We start from the raw sequence: 18,646 nt of genomic DNA, 5'->3' as shown, positions 1-18,646 counted from the left end.
CCCCCGATGATCCTGCCCTTCATCTCATCGCCGGGAAGATGCAGGACCGTCACGACGGACTCGGTGGTCTGGTCAGACGCGACCCGTTGGATGGCGGTGGTCACGATCCTGCGGGCGCGTTCCTCACCCTCCTCCTCAGCCCGGGCCTCGATCTCGCGGACCATCAGCGCCGCCTCCCGCCGGGCCTCCTGCTCGATGACGGCGATCAGCTCCCCCCTGGCCTGCCCGGCGGTGAGCCCGGCCACCTGCTCCAGCGCGGCATGACGGGCACGTTCGAGGTCGGCCACCTCGGCCGTCCGACGGGCCAGGTCGTTCTCCCGGTCGAGCAGGTCGCGGTCGCGGCCCGCCAGGCGACGACTATGATCGTCGATGCTGGCCATCCGGTCCTCGACGCGCTGTTCCCGAGCGGCTAGCGCAGCCTCCCGGCTCTGCAGTTCCGTCCGCCGGGCCTGCTGCTCACCGTCGAACGCCGCCCGCGCCGCGGCGATCTCGGTCCGGGCGGCCTCCTGCTCGGCGCGGACGGACTCTCTCGCCGCGGCCTGGAGCCGCGAGGTTTCGACTGCCGCCTCGGCGAGCATCCGCTCGCGCAGTAGGGCGACATCCTCCTCGCCGCGTCGCCGGATCTCGGCGGCATCCCGCTCAGCCCGCGCCAACCGTTCCGCCGCCTCCCGTTCGGCTCGGGCCACAATCTGCGCCGCCTCCTCCGCGCTACCACCATGAGCCGCGCGGAGGCCGCCGTCGGAGCGATCGGCGGTCACGGCCGAACCCCCGGTCCGCGCGGCGGTGCCGTCTCGATCGGCGGGTGAGTCGGCGTCCGTCGTGGCCGGAGCGCCGGAACCCTCCCGGACCGTGGGCAGGACGCGGACCGTCGGCTCCTCGTCGAAGTCCGCCGGACTCGTCACGTCCGCTGGACCGGTCACGTCCCCGACGTCCCGGGCGGCCGGGGTTCGGGACACCACCGGAGCGGGGTCGGGTATCTTGTCAACCCGGGTCGCCCGGACCAACCGCGCCACGGCGAGGATCAGAACGCTCAGGACGGCAAGTACGAGTGACGACAGGACGACGAGGACGCCCTCCATCGCTTGCTCCCTCCGCTTCCGTCGGACCCGCACAGGCGGGCTGGAGCGGCGAAGGACCCTCGTCTCGGCACGATCACAGCCGTAGAGGGGCAGCACGCGGATTGCGCCATTGCGATATGGAGCCCGGACGGCCTCCCGAACCGGCCAATCCAACGTCGACCGGCCGGCGAGCATACCGTCTTCGGGCACCCACTCGCAGCGGCTGCCTCCGTGTGAAGTTGGACGAGCTATCAAGACCGCGTCGCCGCGGGAGTCCTGTCACCTTTCAAGAAAGACTAGGTCTCGCACAATCCCTGGTCAAGAAATAAGGGCGCATTGACGGCCCAGGCTCAATCTCCCCACCACTCACACCGAGCCGTCGTCTTCGTCGCCATCGACCACCCAGGCCATCCGACCTCCGCCGTCGAGCCCCTGAGCGACTTGCTCGCTCACGACCCGGACCGCCAGTTCGACCGGATAGCCCTTTCGGGTCAGCATGGCGAGGAGCCTTCGGGTACGGACCTGCTCGGGCAGGCGGTCCATCGACCGCAGCCGACGAAGGACGAGCTCGCGGGCGGCCTCGACGGTGTCCCGGATCCACTCCCCGCTTACGCAGCTCTGTGGCCAAGGCCTGCCTACCCAGCCCACGACGGGCCCGAGCGGAGGAGACGAAGGCGGCGGCGAAGGCCTCATCATCGATCAGACCGACGGCGGCCAACCGGTCGAGGACCACACCGGCAATCTCATCGGTGGCCCCTCGTCGCCGCATGGTCGCCGCAAGCTCTGCTCGACTCCTCGCTCTGGTCGCCAACTGATGCAGACAGATCTCCCGCGCGACCGAGATCGGATCCTTCAGCCACGGCTCTTCGTCCGCCGCGACGGCCGTCCGGGCGAACGACGGACCGGCCGCGACATTCCCCGGATCTGCTCCTGCCATCGGCTACAGATCGACCGGGACGGGCGCCACGGCATCGGATTCGAGACTGGGCAGGATGCCGAGCTTCTCCTTGATCTTCTTTTCGATCTCGTTGGCCAGGTCGGGGTTGTCCCGCAGAAACGACCGGGCGTTCTCCTTGCCCTGGCCGAGCTGATCGCCGTCGTAGGTGTACCAGGCACCGGACTTACGAATAATGCCGTGCTCGACCCCCATGTCGATCAGGGAACCCTCCCGGCTGATACCGCCTCCGTAGACGATGTCGAATTCGGCGGTCCGGAACGGCGGCGCCACCTTGTTCTTCACCACCTTGACGCGGGTCCGGTTACCCACGGCCTCCGTGCCGTCCTTGAGGGTTTCGATACGACGGACATCGAGGCGCACCGACGCATAGAACTTCAGCGCCTTACCACCGGTCGTGGTCTCCGGGGAGCCGAACATCACCCCGATCTTCTCGCGCAACTGGTTGATGAAGATCGCGGTCGTGCCGGAGTTCGCCAGCGCCGCGGTCATCTTGCGCAGGGCCTGGGACATCAGGCGGGCCTGGAGGCCGACGTGGCTGTCCCCCATCTCACCCTCGATCTCGGCCCTCGGGACCAGCGCGGCCACCGAGTCGATAACGATGATGTCCAGCGCGCCGGACCGGACGAGCATGTCCGCGATCTCCAACGCCTGCTCGCCGGTATCCGGCTGGGAGACCAGCAGACCGTCGGTGTCGACGCCGAGCTTTCCCGCGTACTCGGGGTCGAGCGCATGCTCGGCGTCGATGAACGCCGCGATACCACCGGCCGCCTGCGCGTTCGCCACCGCGTGCAGGGCGACGGTCGTCTTCCCGGACGACTCCGGGCCGTAGATCTCAATGATGCGCCCCCGCGGCAGCCCGCCGATGCCGAGCGCGACATCCAGAGCAATCGAACCGGTGGGGATGGCCTGGATCGGCGGCCTGGTGTCGTCCCCCAACCGCATGACCGATCCCTTGCCGAACTGCTTGTCGATCTGCGCCAAGGCGTTATCCAACGCCTTCTCACGGTCGAGTCCTGCCATTGGAGTTACTCCATGCTGAGGTCGTCGAGTCTTGGCCACGAGGATGACGTTAGGCCGTGGGTCCGACAGTTTCGAGGGTCGAGGATGATCTGTGGACAAGTAGCCGCACAGGGACGACTCTAGACGAACATACGTTCGACGACCCGACGACACACCGGACGGTGGCTCAGCGATCCCGCGCCGGCACATCGAACTCCTCGCACACGGTTCGCCAGACGGTCTTGGCGTCGTCACCACGGGCCAGGGCCACCTCGACCGTCGCGCCACCGAGACCGGACAACACATGATCACGCGCAAACGACTCTGCGTACGCGGAACCGAACCGTGTGTTCATCTTCGCCCAGAACTCGGTCAACCGCACTTCGCCAGTGTGCACCGTCCGGACGGGACGGGACCACCCAAGGGGGTCCTGGTCGGGGATCCCCGCCGGGGGTCCCCGGTTGGGGTTCCCACCGGCGGAACCACGGTCGGGGGGAACCACGGTCGCGGGAACCACGACCGGGTCGAGGCCGGGCCCCACAGCGGGCCCGGCCTGAACCACACCGGCGGAAAGTTGTCGGTCCCTCGACGCAGACTGGTCAACGTGCCCAGCTTCGCTTCCCCCGATCCGCCAGATCCGCTCACGGCGTTCTCCGCCCCGACCCGGAGCTGGTTCGGCGCGGCCTTCACCGCCGCGACCCCCGCCCAGCGGGGCGCGTGGGAGGCGATTCGCACCGGCGGCAACGCGCTGGTCGTCGCACCCACGGGTTCGGGGAAAACGCTGGCCGCCTTCCTGTGGTCGCTGGACACGCTGGCCCGCTCGGCGCCGCCGGCCGAGCCCACCCGGCGCTGCCGGGTGCTCTACGTCAGCCCGCTCAAGGCGCTGGCCATCGACGTCGAACGGAACCTGCGGGCGCCGCTCGCGGGGATACGCTCCGCCGCGCAACGGCTCGGTCTACCCCAGCCGGACGTGACCGTGAGTCTGCGGTCGGGCGACACCCCCGCCGCCGAACGGCGCGGTTTCGGCGCCCGGCCCCCCGACGTCCTGATCACCACCCCGGAGTCGCTCTTCCTCATCCTCACCAGTGCCGCGCGGGAGTCGCTGCGCGGCGTCCGGACGGTGATCGTCGACGAGGTCCACGCGGTGGCGGGCACCAAGCGTGGCGCCCACCTCGCGCTGAGCCTGGAGCGTCTGGACGCCCTGTTGGACACCCCGGCCCAGCGGATCGGCCTGTCCGCCACGGTGCGGCCGGTCGAGGAGGTCGCCCGCTTCCTGGGCGGAACGGCCCCGGTGGCGGTGGTCCGCCCCCCCGCGGCCAAGACCCTCCAGATCGACGTCGTGGTGCCGGTCGAGGACATGACCCGGCTCGGCGGACAGCTCCTCGACGGGTCCCCGGACGGCTCGGCGGCCTCCGCCCCGCACCGAGCGTCGATCTGGCCGGCGGTCGAGCAGCATGTCCTCGACCTCGTGCTGGCCCATTCCGCCAGCATCGTCTTCGCCAACTCGCGCCGGCTCGCGGAGCGGCTCTGCGCCCGGCTGAACGAGCTGTACGCCGAACGGCTCGCCGCGGCCACCGCCGCGGGCGAATCCGTGGCCGGGGACGGGCCGGGGGAAGCCAGCCGGACGTCACCCGCGGCGTTGATGGGCGCCTCGGGTCAGGGCGGCGGCACGGCGTGGCCGGAGATCGCGCGGGCCCACCACGGCAGCGTGAGCCGGGAGCAACGGGCCGGAATCGAGGAGGATCTCAAGGCTGGCCGGCTGCCCGCGGTCGTCGCGACCTCCAGCCTGGAACTCGGCATCGACATGGGAGCCGTCGACCTGGTCGTGCAGATCGGGTCCCCGCCAAGCGTCGCCGCCGGGATGCAGCGCACCGGCCGCGCGGGCCACCAGGTCGGCGCCACCAGTCGCGGCGTCATCATCCCGAAGCATCGCAGCGACCTGCTCGAATGCGCCATGGTCGCCGAGCGGATGCGCTCGGGGGCGATCGAGCGGCTGCGGTACCCGCGCAACCCCCTCGACGTGCTGGCCCAGCAGATCGTGGCAATGACGGCGATGGAGGACTGGCACGTCGACGAGCTCGGCGCGCTGGTCCGACGCACCGCGACGTTCGCGACGCTGCCGGCCTCCGCCTTCGAGGCGGTCCTGGACATGCTCGCCGGCCGCTACCCCTCCGACGCGTTCGCCGAGCTGCGCCCCCGCATCACCTGGGACCGCGTCACCGGGATCCTCACCGCCCGCCCGGGCGCCCAGCGGCTCGCCGTGACCAGCGGAGGCACCATTCCCGACCGGGGCATGTTCGGCGTCTTCCTCGTCGGGGAGCGCTCCAGCCGGGTCGGGGAACTCGACGAGGAGATGGTCTACGAGTCGCGGGTCGGCGACGTGGTGCTCCTCGGCTCATCCGGCTGGCGCATCGAGGAGATCACCGCCGACCGGGTCCTGGTGACGCCGGCTCCGGGACGGCCCGGTCGGCTCCCCTTCTGGCATGGCGACGCCCCAGGCCGACCCGCCGAACTCGGCCGCGCGCTCGGCGCGTTCCTGCGCGAGATCACCAGGTTGCCGGCGCAGGCGGCGGCCGACCGCGTCCGGGCCGCCGGCCTCGACGATCGGGCCACCGCCAACCTGCTGCGCTACCTCGACGAGCAGAAGGCGGCCGTCTCGGTGACGATCGGACGATCGTCGTGGAGCGTTTCCGGGACGAGATCGGCGACTGGCGCCTGGCGGTGCACTCCCCGTTCGGTGCTCCGGTGAACGCACCCTGGGCGCTCGCCCAGGGCGCCCGGCTGCGCGAGCGGTACGGGGTCGACGTCCAGATCATGCACACCGACGACGGCATCGTCGCCCGGATCCCGGATGCCGCCGAGCCGCCCGGCGCCGATCTCGCGCTGTTCGAGCCGGACGCGATCGTGCGGGCGGAGATCGGGAGCAGCGCCCTGTTCGCCAGCCGGTTCCGCGAGTGTGCCGGGCGGGCCCTGCTGCTGCCCCGCCGGACCCCGGGGCGACGGACCCCGCTGTGGCAGCAGCGCCAGCGCAGCGCACAGCTGCTGTCCGTCGCCGCGACGTTCGCCAGCTTCCCCGTCGTGCTGGAGACCATGCGGGAGTGCCTGCAGGACGTGTTCGACGTTCCGGCGCTCGCGGAGCTGATGCGCGAGGTGTCGGCCCGCACGCTGCGGGTGGTGGAGGTGGAGACGCCGTCCCCGTCTCCGTTCGCCTCCGCCCTGCTGTTCGGCTACGTCGCCGCCTTCATGTACGACGGGGACGCGCCGCTGGCCGAACGCCGGGCGCAGGTGCTGTCACTGGACAGCTCCCTGCTGGCCGAACTCCTCGGCGAGGCGGACCTGCGGGAGCTGATCGATCCCGCGGCGCTCGCGCAGGTCGCCACGGAGCTCGCGCGGCTCGCCCCGGACCGCCACGCCCGCGATGTCGAGGGGGTGGCCGACCTGCTGCGCATGCTCGGCGACCTCACCACCGCGGAGGCGGTCGCCCGGGGTGCCACCCTGGGCTGGCTCGCCGAGCTCGAACAGACCCGCCGGGCCCTGCGGGTCCGTATCGCCGGCGAGGAGCGGTGGGTCGCGATCGAGGACGCCGGCCGGCTGCGCGACGCCCTGGGCGTACCGCTGCCGGTGGGAGTTCCCGACGCCTTCACCGAACCGGTGCGTGACCCTCTCGGAGACCTGATCTCCCGCTATGCCCGTACCCACGGACCGTTCGACACCGAGGAACCGGCTGCCCGGCTGGGGCTGGGCACGGCGGTGGTCGCCGGTGTCCTGGACGGGCTGGTCCGCGGCGGCCGCCTCGTCCGCGGCGAGCTGCATCCCGACCGCGGCGGTGAGCAGTGGTGCGACGCGGGCGTGCTGCGCGCGCTGCGACGACGCAGCCTGGCCGCCCTGCGCAAGGAGGTCGAGGCGGTGCCGCCCCGGGTCCTCGGTGCCTTCCTACCGGCCTGGCAGTCGGTCACCAGCGGACGTGGCCGGGGGGTGGACGGCGTGCTGCGCGCCGTCGAGCAGCTGCAGGGCGCGCTGATCCCGGCGAGCGCGTGGGAACAGCTCGTCCTCCCGGCCCGCGTCGCCGACTACTCACCGGCGATGCTCGACGAGCTGTGCTCCGCCGGCGAGGTGCACTGGGCGGGCGCCGGCGGGCTGCCCGGGGACGGCGGCTGGTTGACCCTGGTCCTCGCCGACACCGCGCCCCTGCTGCTGCCTCCGCCCGACCCGGAGATCGCCTCGGGTCCACTGCACACCGCGATTCTCGACGCGCTCACCGGCGGGGCGGCCCTGTTCTTCCGGGCGCTGTCCGACCGGATGGGCTCGCTCGACGACACGGCGCTCGCCACCGCGCTCTGGGATCTCGTCTGGGCGGGGCGGGTGACCAACGACACCCTCGCCCCGCCGCGCGCCCTGCTGGGTTCCGCCGCCGTCCCCCGTCCCCGGGCGGCACGGTACGGACGGCCGGCGATGCCGCGGCGGACCGGCCCCCCGCCGGCCGCTGGTCGCTGCTGCCCGAGCGGGACACCGATCCGACCCGGCGCGCCCACGCGCTGGCCGAGGCGCTGCTCGAGCGCCACGGCATCGTCACCCGCGGCGCGGTGACCAGCGAGCGGCACCCGGGCGGGTTCGCCGGGGTCTACCGGGTCCTCAGCGCCTTCGAGGACGCCGGCCGCGCCCGCCGGGGCTACTTCGTCGAGTCCCTGGGCGCGGCCCAGTTCGCCGTCCCGGGAGCGGTCGATCGGCTGCGCTCCATCGCCGCGGCACAGCGGGACGCCGAGGCCGCCCCGGCCTGGGCGCAGCCGGCGGCCGGCCCACCGAGCTCATCGTCCGCGCAGGCCGTCGTCCTGGCCGCGGCCGATCCGGCCAACCCGTTCGGTGCCGCGCTGCCCTGGCCGACCCGACCGGGGGATGACGCGGACGGCGCCGCCGGCCACCGGCCGGGGCGCAAGGCGGGCGCGATGGTCGTCATCATCGACGGGGAACTCATCCTCTACGTGGAACGCGGGGGCCGTTCCCTGCTGTCATGGACCGAGAACGACCATCGGGTGGCCCCGGCGGTGGAGGCGTTGGCCCGCGCCGTGCGGGACGGCCGGCTCGGCAGGCTCACGGTGGAGAAGGCGGACGGCCAGACGATCGTCGGCAGCACCCTGGGTGCCGCCCTGGAGCGCGCCGGTTTCCACCCGACCCCGCGGGGCCTGCGGCTGCGGAGCATCAGTTCCGAGAGCATCAGTTCCGAGAGAAGGAAATGAGACGGGCACGTCCGCGGGTGAACGCTCCCTCGGCAGCCTTGAGACTGATCTCCAGATCCACGGCCGCCTCCCGGGTACTCTTCCCGGCCGCCCGAGCCATGATCACCTCACGCTCCCGGCCCTGCAGTGCCCCGGCCCGGGCCAGCAGCCAGCGGGCTTCCGCACGGTCGCAGACGGCGTCGTCCGGGGCCGGCTCCCACGGCTGCAGATAGCCGCGTACGACCGCCCGCTCCGCGCGCTGACGAGCTCTATGATGATCAATACACAGACGTAGCACCGTCGTCGTCAGAAACTGCCCGACCCGGCTCGCGTCGAGATCCCGAAATCCGGCGGCGCGGATGAATGCCTCGTGTACACAGTCCTCCGCGTCGGCCTTGCTCGGCAACCGCCTACGGGCTATGTGGATGAGCCGATCACGATGCGGGAGCATCAGCGACCATCGCTGCTGGCTGTATGGCCGGTCCAGCTCGACCACGGGCGCAGCGGATACAAAATCAACCGAGGGCGTGTCCCCGGCAGGGCATGTCACGGCTTGCTCCACCTGTCATGCTCAGACCGCGCCACCCCCCAGCACGATCGCCTACCTTCCCGGAGCGCGCCAGCACCGAGAATCGCGATGTGCCTTGGTCAGTTGGACCCGCTGCTTGCCAGAACAGCGGACTAGGACAAGGCGGACATTACCATCCGCTCTCACGTGAGCCAGCAGCGGCATATCCCGGTGGGCGGCGTGCCCGCCCGATCGATACGCACCGTGTTATCGCCCGGCTGTGATCCGAGCTTATCGCGAGCCGCATTGGCGCCATCAACCGGTCAGTACACCGCCAAAACGGGCGAGAGAATGACGTTCTGCTTCGTAAGCCCTCATGGAGCCACTCGCCGCCGGTCACTGTGGGTACACGAAGGAACTGGGCGGAACGTCTCGACGACCTACCCGATGGCGCTACCCGGTCTGGTACACGACACCTGATACACGACACGAGGTACGACAGCCCGTCCCCGCTGTCGGGTGCCATCGAAGATTTTAGTAGGACATCCTATTTTCGGTATAGATTTCAATAGGAAGCCAAAGGTTTTAGTAGCTGACCCGGTTTGGTGACGGCACGGCGCGGTGCAGGCCCGGAGCGGGAGCCGTTCAGGTGCGACTGCGTGGGTGTCGGGGTGGTGGGCCGGTGGGTCCAGAAGGTGGCGACCGCCCCGGTGGCGATGCCCGGTTGTTCGCCGGGTGCCGGTGGTAGCGCGATCGGCTCGGGCTGGGTGGCCAGCCACCGGGTGAGGTCGATTCAGGTCTGGGCGCGGCGGCGCACTGGTGTGTCCGGGGCCAGCCGGACGACGAGGTGGTCGCGGGGCAGCGGGTACACCGCGTTGGAGCGGTGATGCAGCAGCTCCGCGCCAGTGGGGGTCGACCCCGAAGACCCGCCAGGCATCGCGCAGCACCGGCAGGCCGGGCAGTCCGGAGTCCTGGCGTGCGGGCAGGGCCATCGACGGCTACGCCGCCGTGGTAGCCAGCGCCCTGCGGATGTGCTCGCGCAGGTCGACGACCTCGGGCTGCCTGTTGTGCGGGGCGGCCACGGTGTCCAGCACACGCAGCCGGGCGTAGCCGCGGGTGGAGGACAGCCCCGTGATCGCGTCCACCGCGGCGTAGCCGGTGGCCACTGCGGCGTCGAGATCGCCGGCCTGGAACTGCACCGAGGCCAGCGGGGGCAGGATCACCGCGCGGCTGCGTTCGTACTCCGCGCCGTAGCCGGTGGCCGCCGTGGTCAGCTTCTCGATGGCCTCGGGCGCGAACTCCGGGCGGGTCAGCGACAGCAGGTACAGCGAGTGCCCCTGCTGGGCGGTGATCTCCGCCTCGTTGACGAACCACGCCCACGGCGGGGTCGTGGCCGGGTCGGCGGCAGCGTAGGTGTCCTGGGCGTTCCCGATGGCGCGGCGGGTGGGTTCGGGCTCACCGAGGGCGGCACGGCACCACCCGAGCACGGCGGAGATGTAGCCCTGAGTGATCGTGCTGACCGGGTGGCTGCGGTTGGCGGCCGTGGCCGAGGCAAGCTGGACCAGGCGCAGCGCCTCACCCGCGCGATCGGCGTGTTTGGTCGGGTCGAGGCCGTGCAGGTGCAGGGCCTGGTGTGCCATGTCCAGCAGCACGTCTACGGCGAGGTCCGGGGCGCAGGGGTGGTCGTCGGCACGGCGGGCGGTGTCCAAGGCGTAGGTCCACAGACGGCGTGCGGCGTCGTGGTCCTCGACGTCGTAAGCCATCCACCCGGCCATGCTGGCCAGCTCGGCGACCGCGACCAGCAGCCGAGTTCGGACCTCCGGTGCGCAGACGGCGTCCTCCAGCCGGCGCACCTGGTGCAGTTGCGTGATGGCCGCAGCGCGGCACAGCCCGCCGCCGTGGGCGAAGTCCGAGCGGCGGAATCCGTCGGTGATCGCCTCGATCGCGTCGACATCCGCGGCGCCGATGCGGGGCCTGCTCACCGGTTCGACCTCACCGGGCAGTAGCGCGCGCAGGCTCGATCCCAACGTGGCGGCTGTGACCAGGGTGAGCGAAGTCCCTGCGCTCCAACCAGCTCACCTCCTCCTGTGCCACCACGCTACCCGGGTCCTCGGCCGGGAAGCCGAGCAATCGCGGTGGGATGCGCAGGCGGGTGGCCAGACGGGCAGCCAGCTTGACGTGGGTCAGCCGACGCTCACCCCGCTCCACAACCGAAACCCGGGACTGGGACAGATCCAGCAGGTCAGCGAGCTGGAGCTGGGACAGCCCGGTGTGCTGACGGACTGCGGCGAACACCGCGCCGAAGTCGTAGCGGGCCAGCGCGGCGCGCAGGTCCGCGTCCTCGTAGAACCCGTCCGGGATCGGCTTGCGGAACCCCGCGGCGCGGGTGCACGAGCCGCACATCCGGTCGGTGGCGGTGGCCAGCACGGTGCCGCAGAACCGACAGCGTTGTCGTCCTGGACCAGTCATGGCTCGCCTTCCGCTCCCGAACGGTGTTCGCGCAGGTTCACAGCGTAAACCCCCGCTCTTACCAGTCGGTCGTGTCGAGCCCGCGATGTCAAGCCCCAGTGGGGCTAGCACCGCTGGGGATCGGAAAGGCCGGTGCGGACCGGGATGGTGATGGACATGGCCACGCCGCTGACGATGACCGACCAGGCCCCACCTAAGCCGATCCCCGCTGGTCCGCGCCGCTGCGCGGGTGGGGCCGGACTCGTCAACGATGGGGACGGCGGCGGCCGACGCAAGCGCCCGATGGCCCGACTCGGAGCCCCGACCTGGGTCGGGCCACCGGGTTTCCATCCCGGTGCCGCCCGCCGGACGCCCGCTGATGATCTTCCCCACCGGCGGCGGTCGGCGAGGTGCTTGCTCGTGGCCCGCGGGCGTGATCGGGGTGCGGTCGCTGATGGAGGAACGGACGACGGCGCGGCCCACGGGACCGGCAGCGGGATGGTGGTGGGGCACCAACTGGCCCGGCGGCACCTTCTGTGCCGGCCGCGCCCACGTGGTGCATCCCGCCCAGCCCGCCTCCGGGTTGTGCGGGCTGCCGGTGGACGACGTGTGGGAGCGGCGCCCGCCGATGCCAGAGCACCTGTGCCCGGACTGCTGTGTGCTGGCGATGGCCACCTCTTACCCGCCGTTCCCGCCATCCCCAGCGCCCCCGCTGCCGCACAGGCCGGAAAGCATCGGCAGGCCGCTCCCGGCGCCCGAGGCACCGGCCGAGAAGACAACCCCGCTGCCCGCCGGCCAGATCCACCTCAACGACCTCATGGTGCTCCCTGGCCGCGGCGAACTGTCCTCGGTCATCGGAGTCTGGCCGTGCTCGGACCAGCACACACGCCTGCTGTACGTGTGCACCGCCAACGGCGACTGGGCACACCGGCGCACGGACAGCCCGCTGCTGCGCGCCAGCATCCGCTCCCCGGCCGGCCGCAGTCAGCCGACCCGCCGGACGAGCACGCAACAGGTTCCTGGCCTGGAAGTCCTTGCCCCGCAATGCCTCCACCGCCAGGTTAAAGAAGATCCACCCGTCAACAACGAAAGGTTCACCATGACCGCAACCCTCGCCACCGAGACCCCGACCACGCCGCCCCCAGCCACCGAGGACCCGTTCGCCCTCGACGTGCAGATCATCACCGACGTTCCGCCCGGCCATCCGCTGGCCGGTTGCAAGGGCCACACCGACGACGGCTGTGACCCCACCTGCGCGTCCGCGTGCGTCACCGGCGGCGTGTGAGATCCGCTGCCCGGATGCGCGGCACCGGGGCCGGGGGCGACGTCCTCCGGCCCCGGCGCTGCCCCACTCGCCCGATCTCGACAGCCCTTGGAGGACCCGATGCGTGCCAGCGACAGAAAGCCGCTCTACCGACACGTCGACGTCGCGTTGCTGCGGGCCGCAGCAACTCCGCTGACCGACACCGTGGACTCCTGGCCCGACCTGACCGACATCGGCGGATGCCGGCGTTGGCTGGAGGAGATGTGGTCCCGGCCCGATCTCGCCGGTGCCGTGCGCCAGGCCAGCCCGTCCCTGGGGGAAGGCGTCGACGCCATCCGCGCCGGGCATGTCGTGAGCGACAAGCAAATCCGCAGCGCCACCCTGTCCACCGCGCGGTACCTGTTGCGCAGCATCGGCCGCCCCACCCCGTTCGGTCTGTTCGCCGGTGTGGCGCCGGTGGTCTTGGGAAGGACGGCCCAGGCGGACTGGGGCGAGGAGCATCGGGGCGTGGCTCGTGTCAACACCGGGTGGCTGGCCGACATCATCGCTCGGGTCGAACGGTGCCCCGAACTGCTGGAACAGCTCGATGTGGTGGTCACCGACCTCGCTGTCCGCCGCGGCGGGCGACTCGAAGTACCGCAAGGGCCGAACAGGGTGACCATCCGCTACACCCGCGCGGTCGCGGCCGTCCACGACCTAGCGGCGACGCCGGTCCGGTTCGGGGCGCTGATCGACATGCTGGCCGAGGACTTCACCGCCTCCCGACCCACCCTGCGGGGCATGCTCACCGAACTCGTCTGGCAGGGCTACCTGCTGACTAGCCTGCGTGCCCCGTTCACCGTCACCGACCCGTTCGCCTACCTCATGGACCGGCTGCGCGACGCCGACGCCGTCTCCATCTCGGACATCGCGCCCCTGGTTGGTGACCTCGACACCATCCTGGCCGAGTTGCGCCACCACAATCACGAGGTGACCACGCGGGCCGAGCAGAGCCGTATCCGCGCGACAGTCACCCGCCGGATGAGGCAACTCTCGCCGGATGGCCGCACCCCGCTCGCGGTGGACCTGCTGCTCGACTGCGCGGTTCGGCTGCCCAACCAGGTCGCCCAGGAGATGGAGCGGGCCGCCAGCGCGCTGCTGCGCGTGACGCGGCAGCCGACCGGCGAAGCAACCTGGCGTGACTACCACTCTGCCTTCGTCGACAAGTACGGCACGGGCACGATGGTGCCGCTGGCCGAGGTGCTGGACCCGGATGCCGGCCTGGGGTATCCGGTGGGGTATCGCGGGAGCGTGCTGCCCACGCCGCCACCGGGGATCTCCGAGCGCGACGAGCGGCTGCTGGTGCTGGCCTGGCAGGCGATGGCCGACGGCACCCGCGAGATCATCCTGACCGACGACGTGATCGGCGAGCTGACCGGCGAAACGTTCGACGACCGGTACATCCCGCCGCACGTGGAGTTGTCCGCCCGCATCCACGCCGCCACCACCCAATCGCTGGATCGGGGCGACTTCCTGCTCACCGTCGCGCCCGCCCGCTCCGCCGGCACCCTCACCAGCCGGTTCACCCCGACGGCCACCGGGTCCGGCCTGGCGCGGGCGTACCGGGCATTGCCCGCCGCCACCGCCGGGGCGCTGCGGGTGCAGATGTCCTTCGGGCCGCTGTACCCGCACGCGGAGAACGTCTGCCGCGTCCCGGCCTACCTCGACCACGTGCTCCCGCTGGGCGAACACCGCCAGCCCGGCGACGACAGCCTGCTCACGATGGACGACCTGGCCATCACCGCGACCCGCGACCGGCTGCACCTGGTCAGCATCTCGCGTCGTCAAGTGGTTGAGCCGCAGGTGTTCCACGCGCTCGCACTGGACAAACAGCCCCCGCCGCTGGCCCGGTTCCTGGCGCATCTGCCACGGGCGTTCTCCGCCGCCTGGTACCAGTTCGATTGGGGACCGCGCGTCCGGCTGCCGTTCCTGCCACGGGTGCGCTACCGGCGCACCGTCCTGTCCCCGGCCCAGTGGCGGCTTGCCCCCGACGATTTCCCACCCGGCCAGGCCGGTCCTGGCCAGTGGAGGCAGGTACTCGACCGGTGGCGGCGCCGCTGGGACTGCCCTGACGTGGTCGAGCTCCGCGACGCGGACCGCACGCTGCGCCTCACCCTCAACGAGCCCGCCCACGCCACCCTCCTGCACGCCCACCTCAAACGGCACGGCCAGGCGATCCTGTACGCGGCCACCCCGGCGGCCGACTACGGGTGGATCGACGGCCACGCCCACGAAATCGCGCTGCCCCTGGTCACCACCTGCCCCGCTGCACCCGGCCCGCTGCACGGCCTCCTACCCGCCGTGACGAACACGCACGGGCACCTGCCCGGCGCCCCGGACGCCACCTGGCTCTCGGCGAAGCTGTTCACCCATCCCGAACGGATCGGCGAGATCGTCGCCGAGGCGCTTCCCGGCCTGCTGGCCACGCTCGACACACCCGCGTGCTGGTGGCTGCGATACCGCAGCCGACAGGAGACAGACCACCTGCGCCTGCGGCTGCGCACTATCCCCGACTGTTACGCGCAGTACTCGAACGCGGTCGGGGAGTGGGCGCAGCGGATGCGCCAAGCAGGACTGGCCGGGCGGCTGGTGATCGACACCTACTCCCCGGAAGTCGGCCGCTACGGGCACGGCGAGGCACTGGACGCCGCGGAGAACGTCTTCGCCGCCGACTCCGCCACCATGGCCGCCCTGCTGCGGCACCAGCCCACCACCGAGGTCGACCTCGGGCTGGTGGTGGCGAACATGGTAGGCATCGTCAGCGGGTTCTTCGGCGATCCCAACGAGGCGATGGACTGGCTGGCCGCCCGGCCGGCCCCGGCTGCCGCTGCGGCCATCGACCGGGCGGTGGCCGAGCGAGCGACCCGGCTCGCCACCGACCCGGCCGGGCTGTGGTCGCTGTCCGGCTGGACCGTCGACATCGGGCCGGCGTGGGACAACCGCGCCGACGCGCTGGCCAGCTACCACAAGGCGCTGCCACCGGAGGCGAACACCGACGTGGTGCTGGAGTCGCTGCTGCGCATGCACCACAACCGGGCCGTCGGCATCAACCGGGACAGCGAACGCACCTGCCGCCGCCTGGCCCGGCAAGCCGCGCTCACCTGGCGAGCCCGCCGTAGCGGTGGTGCCCGGTGACCTACACCGACCCGTACACGCCACCGCCCGAGCAGCATCCCGCACCCGGCTGGGGTCAATCCCTGGCAGACGGGGCCGCCGGGCTGGCGCTGCTGCACATCGCCTATGCCCGCGCCGGGATCGGAGACTGGGCCACCGCCCACCAATGGGTCAAGGCCATGACCGCCGAACCCGTGGCCGCGGACACAGGCGCCGGCCTGTACCGGGGCGCCCCGGCGGTCGCGTTCGTGCTGCGCACCGCCGGCCAGCCCGTCTACACCGGCGTACTGCACACCCTCGACGAGCACATCGCCGCGATCACTTGCACCCGCCTGGAGGCAGCGCACGAGCGGATCGACCGCGACGAACTGCCCGCGCTGCGGGAGTTCGACCTGATCAACGGGCTGACCGGACTCGGCGTCTGCCTACTTCAAGCCGTCCACGCCGACCCGCGCCACCCCGGCGGCGACCTGCTACGCGACGTACTGACCTACCTGGTCCGGCTGACCGGCCGGACCACCGTCGACGGGGCCACACTGCCCGGCTGGTGGACCGCGAATGGGCCGTCCGACCAGCCCGACCCGTGGTGGCCCGGCGGCCACGCCAACCTCGGCATGGCGCACGGCATCGCCGGACCGCTGGCGCTGCTGTCCTCCGCCATGATCGGCGGCATCACCGTGCCCGGACAGGCCGACGCGATCGAACTCACCGACTGGTTCCTCAACTCCTGGCGCTGCGGCTCGGTGATCAGCCCCTGGTGGCCCGGCATGATCTCCGCCCGCGAATGGGTCAACGCCGCCGCCGACCAGCCGGGTCCGCAACGCCCGTCCTGGTGCTACGGCGCCCCCGGCCTGGCCCGCGCCCGCCACCTGACCGCCCAGGCACTGGACACCCCGAACAGGGTGGCCGACGCCAGGGCCACGCTCGTCGCGTGTCTCACCGACGAGGCTCAACTCGCCCAACTCGGCGACGACTCGCTGTGCCACGGCTGGGCCGGGCTGGTGCACGTCTCCCGCCGGATGCTCGCCGACACCGAACCCGGCGGCGAATTCGCCGAGGTCCTGTCCCGGTTGGAACACCGCTGGCGTCACCGCCGCACCCAGGCGGCCCGAAAACTATCGGAGGTGAGGGGGATGCTGGAAGGCGACGCCGGAATCGCGCTCACCGATCTGCCGCCGGGCACCGGATGGGACGTCTGCCTGCTCACCGTCCCGCCCACGGCCGGACCAACGCACTCGCCCGTATCCGCAAGTACATACACGGAAGGAACCGGATAACCAACGCCACCAGCACCCGCCCCGAGGACCTGCGCAAGCAGATGATCAGCAACATCCGCACCGCTGGTCACCTGCGCTCCGAGCGCATCGAGCAGGCGTTTCGGGCCGTTCCCCGGCACCGGTTCGTTCCCGCAGCCTCGGTCGAGGAGGCGTACGCCAACAAGGCGATCACCATCAAGCCCGGCGCAGACCGGCCCGCCAGTTGCATCTCCGTGCCGACCGTGGTGGCGATGATGCTCGGCCAGCTCGACCCGCAGCCCGGCGACCGCGTGCTGGAGATCGGGGCCGGGACCGGATACAACGCCGCCCTGCTCGCCGAGCTCGTCGGCGACGGCGGCAGTGTCACCACCATCGACATCCACCCCGACGTCACCGGCGACGGCGCCATCGGCGACGCGGACCACGCCCCCTACGACAAGATCATCGTTACGGTCGGGCCGTGGGACCTGCCCCCGGCCTGGTTCGACCAGCTCGCCCCCGGCGGTACGCTCGTGGTCCCGCTGCACTGGCGGGGCCAGGCCCGCAGTGTCGCCTTCGCCCGTCAGGACACCCATCTCCGGGCGGAAAGCAGCCAGCTCTGCGGGTTCATTCCCATGATCGGTATCGTGTCGACCGGCGAGCAGACCGGCACGATCACTGACAACGTGGACCTGTACTGGGATGCCGACCAGAACATCGCCCCGGCCGCCCTGCACGAGGTGTTCACTGGACTCGAGCCCACCGTGTGGTCCGGCGCCTCCGTCGTCGCCAACGAGCCGTTCGACCACATCTGGCTGTGGCTGACCGCCACCTCACCCGGCACCTGCCGCATCGCCGCCGAAGACGAGGCCATCGAGTCCGGGGTCTGCCGCCCCGCGTTCACCTACCGCACCCCCGCGATCGTCGAGGGCGACTCCCTGGCATACCTCACCAAGCCCCGCCCCGTCGACCATCCCGGCCCGGACGGCGAACGCCGCTACGAACTCGGCGCCGCCGCCCAGCTCGCCGAGCGGCTGGTCGAGCAGATTCGCCGCTTCGACCGCGACCGCACCGCCCAGCCCGTCATCACCGCCTACCCTGCCGGAACGGCCGACGAGACCCTGCCCACCGGCGTGGTTATCGACAAGCGCCACGTCCGCATGGTCGCCACGCCCTGACCGGTCACCGCGCCGACGGCCCCCAGCATCGAGAACGTGGTGACCACGTCTGGCTGACCACGTCTGGCTGAGCAGCCTCCTGAATCGCGGATTCGTCTAAACCCCGCACCAGCTACGACTGCACCGGAGCCCGCGCCGAATACGGCGGTCCGCACTGTCAACACCTCAGCGGCCGCTGTCTGGACACCTTCATCACCAGATTTCCCTGTCCAGCTCAGCGCAGGTCCTTACTGAAATCTTCGCTGGCAACCGACACCCGGGATCACCGTCGACATCCGCGATCAACCGGAAAGTTCACGCAGAGCATCTGCATAACTGCGCAGAGCCTCGATCTGCTGGGTCAGTCGGGCCAGGTCCGGCGAGGACGCGACCACCGTGCCCACGACCTCGCTGGCCGCTGCCAGCAGGTCGTCCAGAGTGGCCACCGACGCCGACATTCCGGCCACCAGGTCCTTCCTCGTCGCCAGGATCTCGGCTCGTCGAGCGGGATGCGTCACCGCCCGGGCCGCCCTTTCACACGCGACGACCCGCCTGGCGGTGACCCGCAGCCCGTCCACCAGATCGGCGGCGCCGGCCACGGCCGCCCGCACCGGGCCGCGGGCGGCGCCGGGAGCAAGCGTCCGGGCCATCGC

General features: G+C 71.4%; 12 protein-coding genes and 3 pseudogenes. 5 read left to right on the top strand and 10 right to left on the bottom strand.

Annotation, left to right across the window (positions count from 1 at the left end; genetic code table 11):
- The 5 genes and pseudogenes from AC08OQ_RS07870 to AC08OQ_RS07850 all read right to left on the bottom strand — a co-directional run.
- The coding region (locus AC08OQ_RS07870) for an Rnase Y domain-containing protein (RefSeq protein ID WP_476611969.1) at window positions 1-1,079 on the bottom strand (1,079 nt) is incomplete at its 3' end.
- A 345-nt stretch (window positions 1,080-1,424) separates the two neighbouring features.
- A complete protein-coding gene (locus tag AC08OQ_RS07865; protein ID WP_476598637.1) occupies window positions 1,425-1,601 on the bottom strand; it encodes a hypothetical protein in 177 nt (58 codons plus the stop codon).
- Window positions 1,602-1,698: 97 nt separating this feature from the next.
- Window positions 1,699-1,995: pseudogene (locus AC08OQ_RS07860) on the bottom strand (recombination regulator RecX); the annotation flags it as partial.
- Between the two features lie 3 nt (window positions 1,996-1,998).
- Window positions 1,999-3,036 carry a recombinase RecA gene (recA, locus tag AC08OQ_RS07855; RefSeq protein ID WP_462187608.1) on the bottom strand — a complete coding sequence of 346 codons (1,038 nt, stop codon included), beginning with the start codon at window positions 3,034-3,036 and terminating at the stop codon, window positions 1,999-2,001.
- 166 nt (window positions 3,037-3,202) lie between these two features.
- Complete coding sequence (locus AC08OQ_RS07850) at window positions 3,203-3,397, bottom strand: DUF3046 domain-containing protein (protein ID WP_462187609.1); 195 nt, start codon at window positions 3,395-3,397, stop codon at window positions 3,203-3,205.
- Between the two features lie 192 nt (window positions 3,398-3,589).
- Between AC08OQ_RS07850 and AC08OQ_RS07845 the strand changes: the two are divergent.
- A pseudogene (locus AC08OQ_RS07845) lies at window positions 3,590-8,249 on the top strand (ATP-dependent helicase).
- Here the strand turns inward: AC08OQ_RS07845 and AC08OQ_RS07840 are convergent.
- The 4 genes from AC08OQ_RS07840 to AC08OQ_RS07825 form a co-directional block, all read right to left on the bottom strand.
- Window positions 8,227-8,724 (bottom strand): RNA polymerase sigma factor, encoded by a 498-nt coding sequence (locus AC08OQ_RS07840; protein WP_476604889.1) that lies wholly within the window; start codon window positions 8,722-8,724, stop codon window positions 8,227-8,229. The pseudogene AC08OQ_RS07845 and the gene AC08OQ_RS07840 sit on opposite strands and share 23 nt — an antisense overlap.
- Before the next feature lie 805 nt (window positions 8,725-9,529).
- Window positions 9,530-9,673 carry a hypothetical protein gene (locus AC08OQ_RS07835; RefSeq protein ID WP_476593903.1) on the bottom strand — a complete coding sequence of 48 codons (144 nt, stop codon included), beginning with the start codon at window positions 9,671-9,673 and terminating at the stop codon, window positions 9,530-9,532.
- Window positions 9,674-9,734: 61 nt separating this feature from the next.
- Complete coding sequence (locus tag AC08OQ_RS07830) at window positions 9,735-10,718, bottom strand: hypothetical protein (protein ID WP_476598631.1); 984 nt, start codon at window positions 10,716-10,718, stop codon at window positions 9,735-9,737.
- Between the two features lie 10 nt (window positions 10,719-10,728).
- The gene (locus tag AC08OQ_RS07825; RefSeq protein ID WP_476598630.1) at window positions 10,729-11,205 is read right to left on the bottom strand and encodes a helix-turn-helix domain-containing protein; all 477 of its coding nucleotides are present in this window, start codon (window positions 11,203-11,205) and stop codon (window positions 10,729-10,731) included.
- A gap of 412 nt (window positions 11,206-11,617) precedes the next feature.
- Here AC08OQ_RS07825 and AC08OQ_RS07820 point away from each other — a divergent pair, with 412 nt between their 5' ends.
- The 4 genes from AC08OQ_RS07820 (at window position 11,618) to fxlM (ending at window position 18,014) form a co-directional block, all read left to right on the top strand.
- Window positions 11,618-12,469, top strand: a complete 852-nt coding sequence (locus AC08OQ_RS07820; protein WP_476604891.1) for an FxLD family lanthipeptide — start codon at window positions 11,618-11,620, stop codon at window positions 12,467-12,469.
- A gap of 99 nt (window positions 12,470-12,568) precedes the next feature.
- A complete protein-coding gene (locus tag AC08OQ_RS07815) occupies window positions 12,569-15,622 on the top strand; it encodes a lantibiotic dehydratase (RefSeq protein WP_476598626.1) in 3,054 nt (1,017 codons plus the stop codon).
- Window positions 15,619-16,878 carry a lanthionine synthetase C family protein gene (locus tag AC08OQ_RS07810; RefSeq protein ID WP_476598624.1) on the top strand — a complete coding sequence of 420 codons (1,260 nt, stop codon included), beginning with the start codon at window positions 15,619-15,621 and terminating at the stop codon, window positions 16,876-16,878. The genes AC08OQ_RS07815 and AC08OQ_RS07810 overlap by 4 nt, the downstream gene beginning before the upstream one ends.
- On the top strand, window positions 16,788-18,014 hold the full coding sequence (fxlM, locus tag AC08OQ_RS07805) for a methyltransferase, FxLD system (RefSeq protein WP_476598622.1): 1,227 nt from the start codon (window positions 16,788-16,790) through the stop codon (window positions 18,012-18,014). Before AC08OQ_RS07810 ends, fxlM begins: the two co-directional genes overlap by 91 nt.
- A gap of 281 nt (window positions 18,015-18,295) precedes the next feature.
- On the opposite strand, the pseudogene AC08OQ_RS07800 reads toward fxlM, so the two are convergent.
- Window positions 18,296-18,646, bottom strand: a pseudogene (locus AC08OQ_RS07800) (phage shock envelope stress response protein PspM); the annotation flags it as partial.

The sequence above is a fragment of the Frankia sp. CcCS3 genome (genome assembly GCF_977927575.1).
The sequence above is the reverse complement of the archived record's forward strand: the minus strand, read 5'-3'. Positions and strand labels throughout refer to the sequence as shown.

Bases quoted from the DNA above. Each gene is read 5' to 3' on its own strand.
- AC08OQ_RS07865 (WP_476598637.1), bottom strand. From the start codon at position 1,601: ATGGACCGCCTGCCCGAGCAGGTCCGTACCCGAAGGCTCCTCGCCATG.
- recA (WP_462187608.1), bottom strand. From the start codon at position 3,036: ATGGCAGGACTCGACCGTGAGAAGGCGTTGGATAACGCCTTGGCGCAG.
- AC08OQ_RS07835 (WP_476593903.1), bottom strand. From the start codon at position 9,673: ATGCCTGGCGGGTCTTCGGGGTCGACCCCCACTGGCGCGGAGCTGCTG.
- AC08OQ_RS07825 (WP_476598630.1), bottom strand. From the start codon at position 11,205: ATGACTGGTCCAGGACGACAACGCTGTCGGTTCTGCGGCACCGTGCTG.
- AC08OQ_RS07815 (WP_476598626.1), top strand. From the start codon at position 12,569: ATGCGTGCCAGCGACAGAAAGCCGCTCTACCGACACGTCGACGTCGCG.
- fxlM (WP_476598622.1), top strand. From the start codon at position 16,788: ATGGGACGTCTGCCTGCTCACCGTCCCGCCCACGGCCGGACCAACGCA.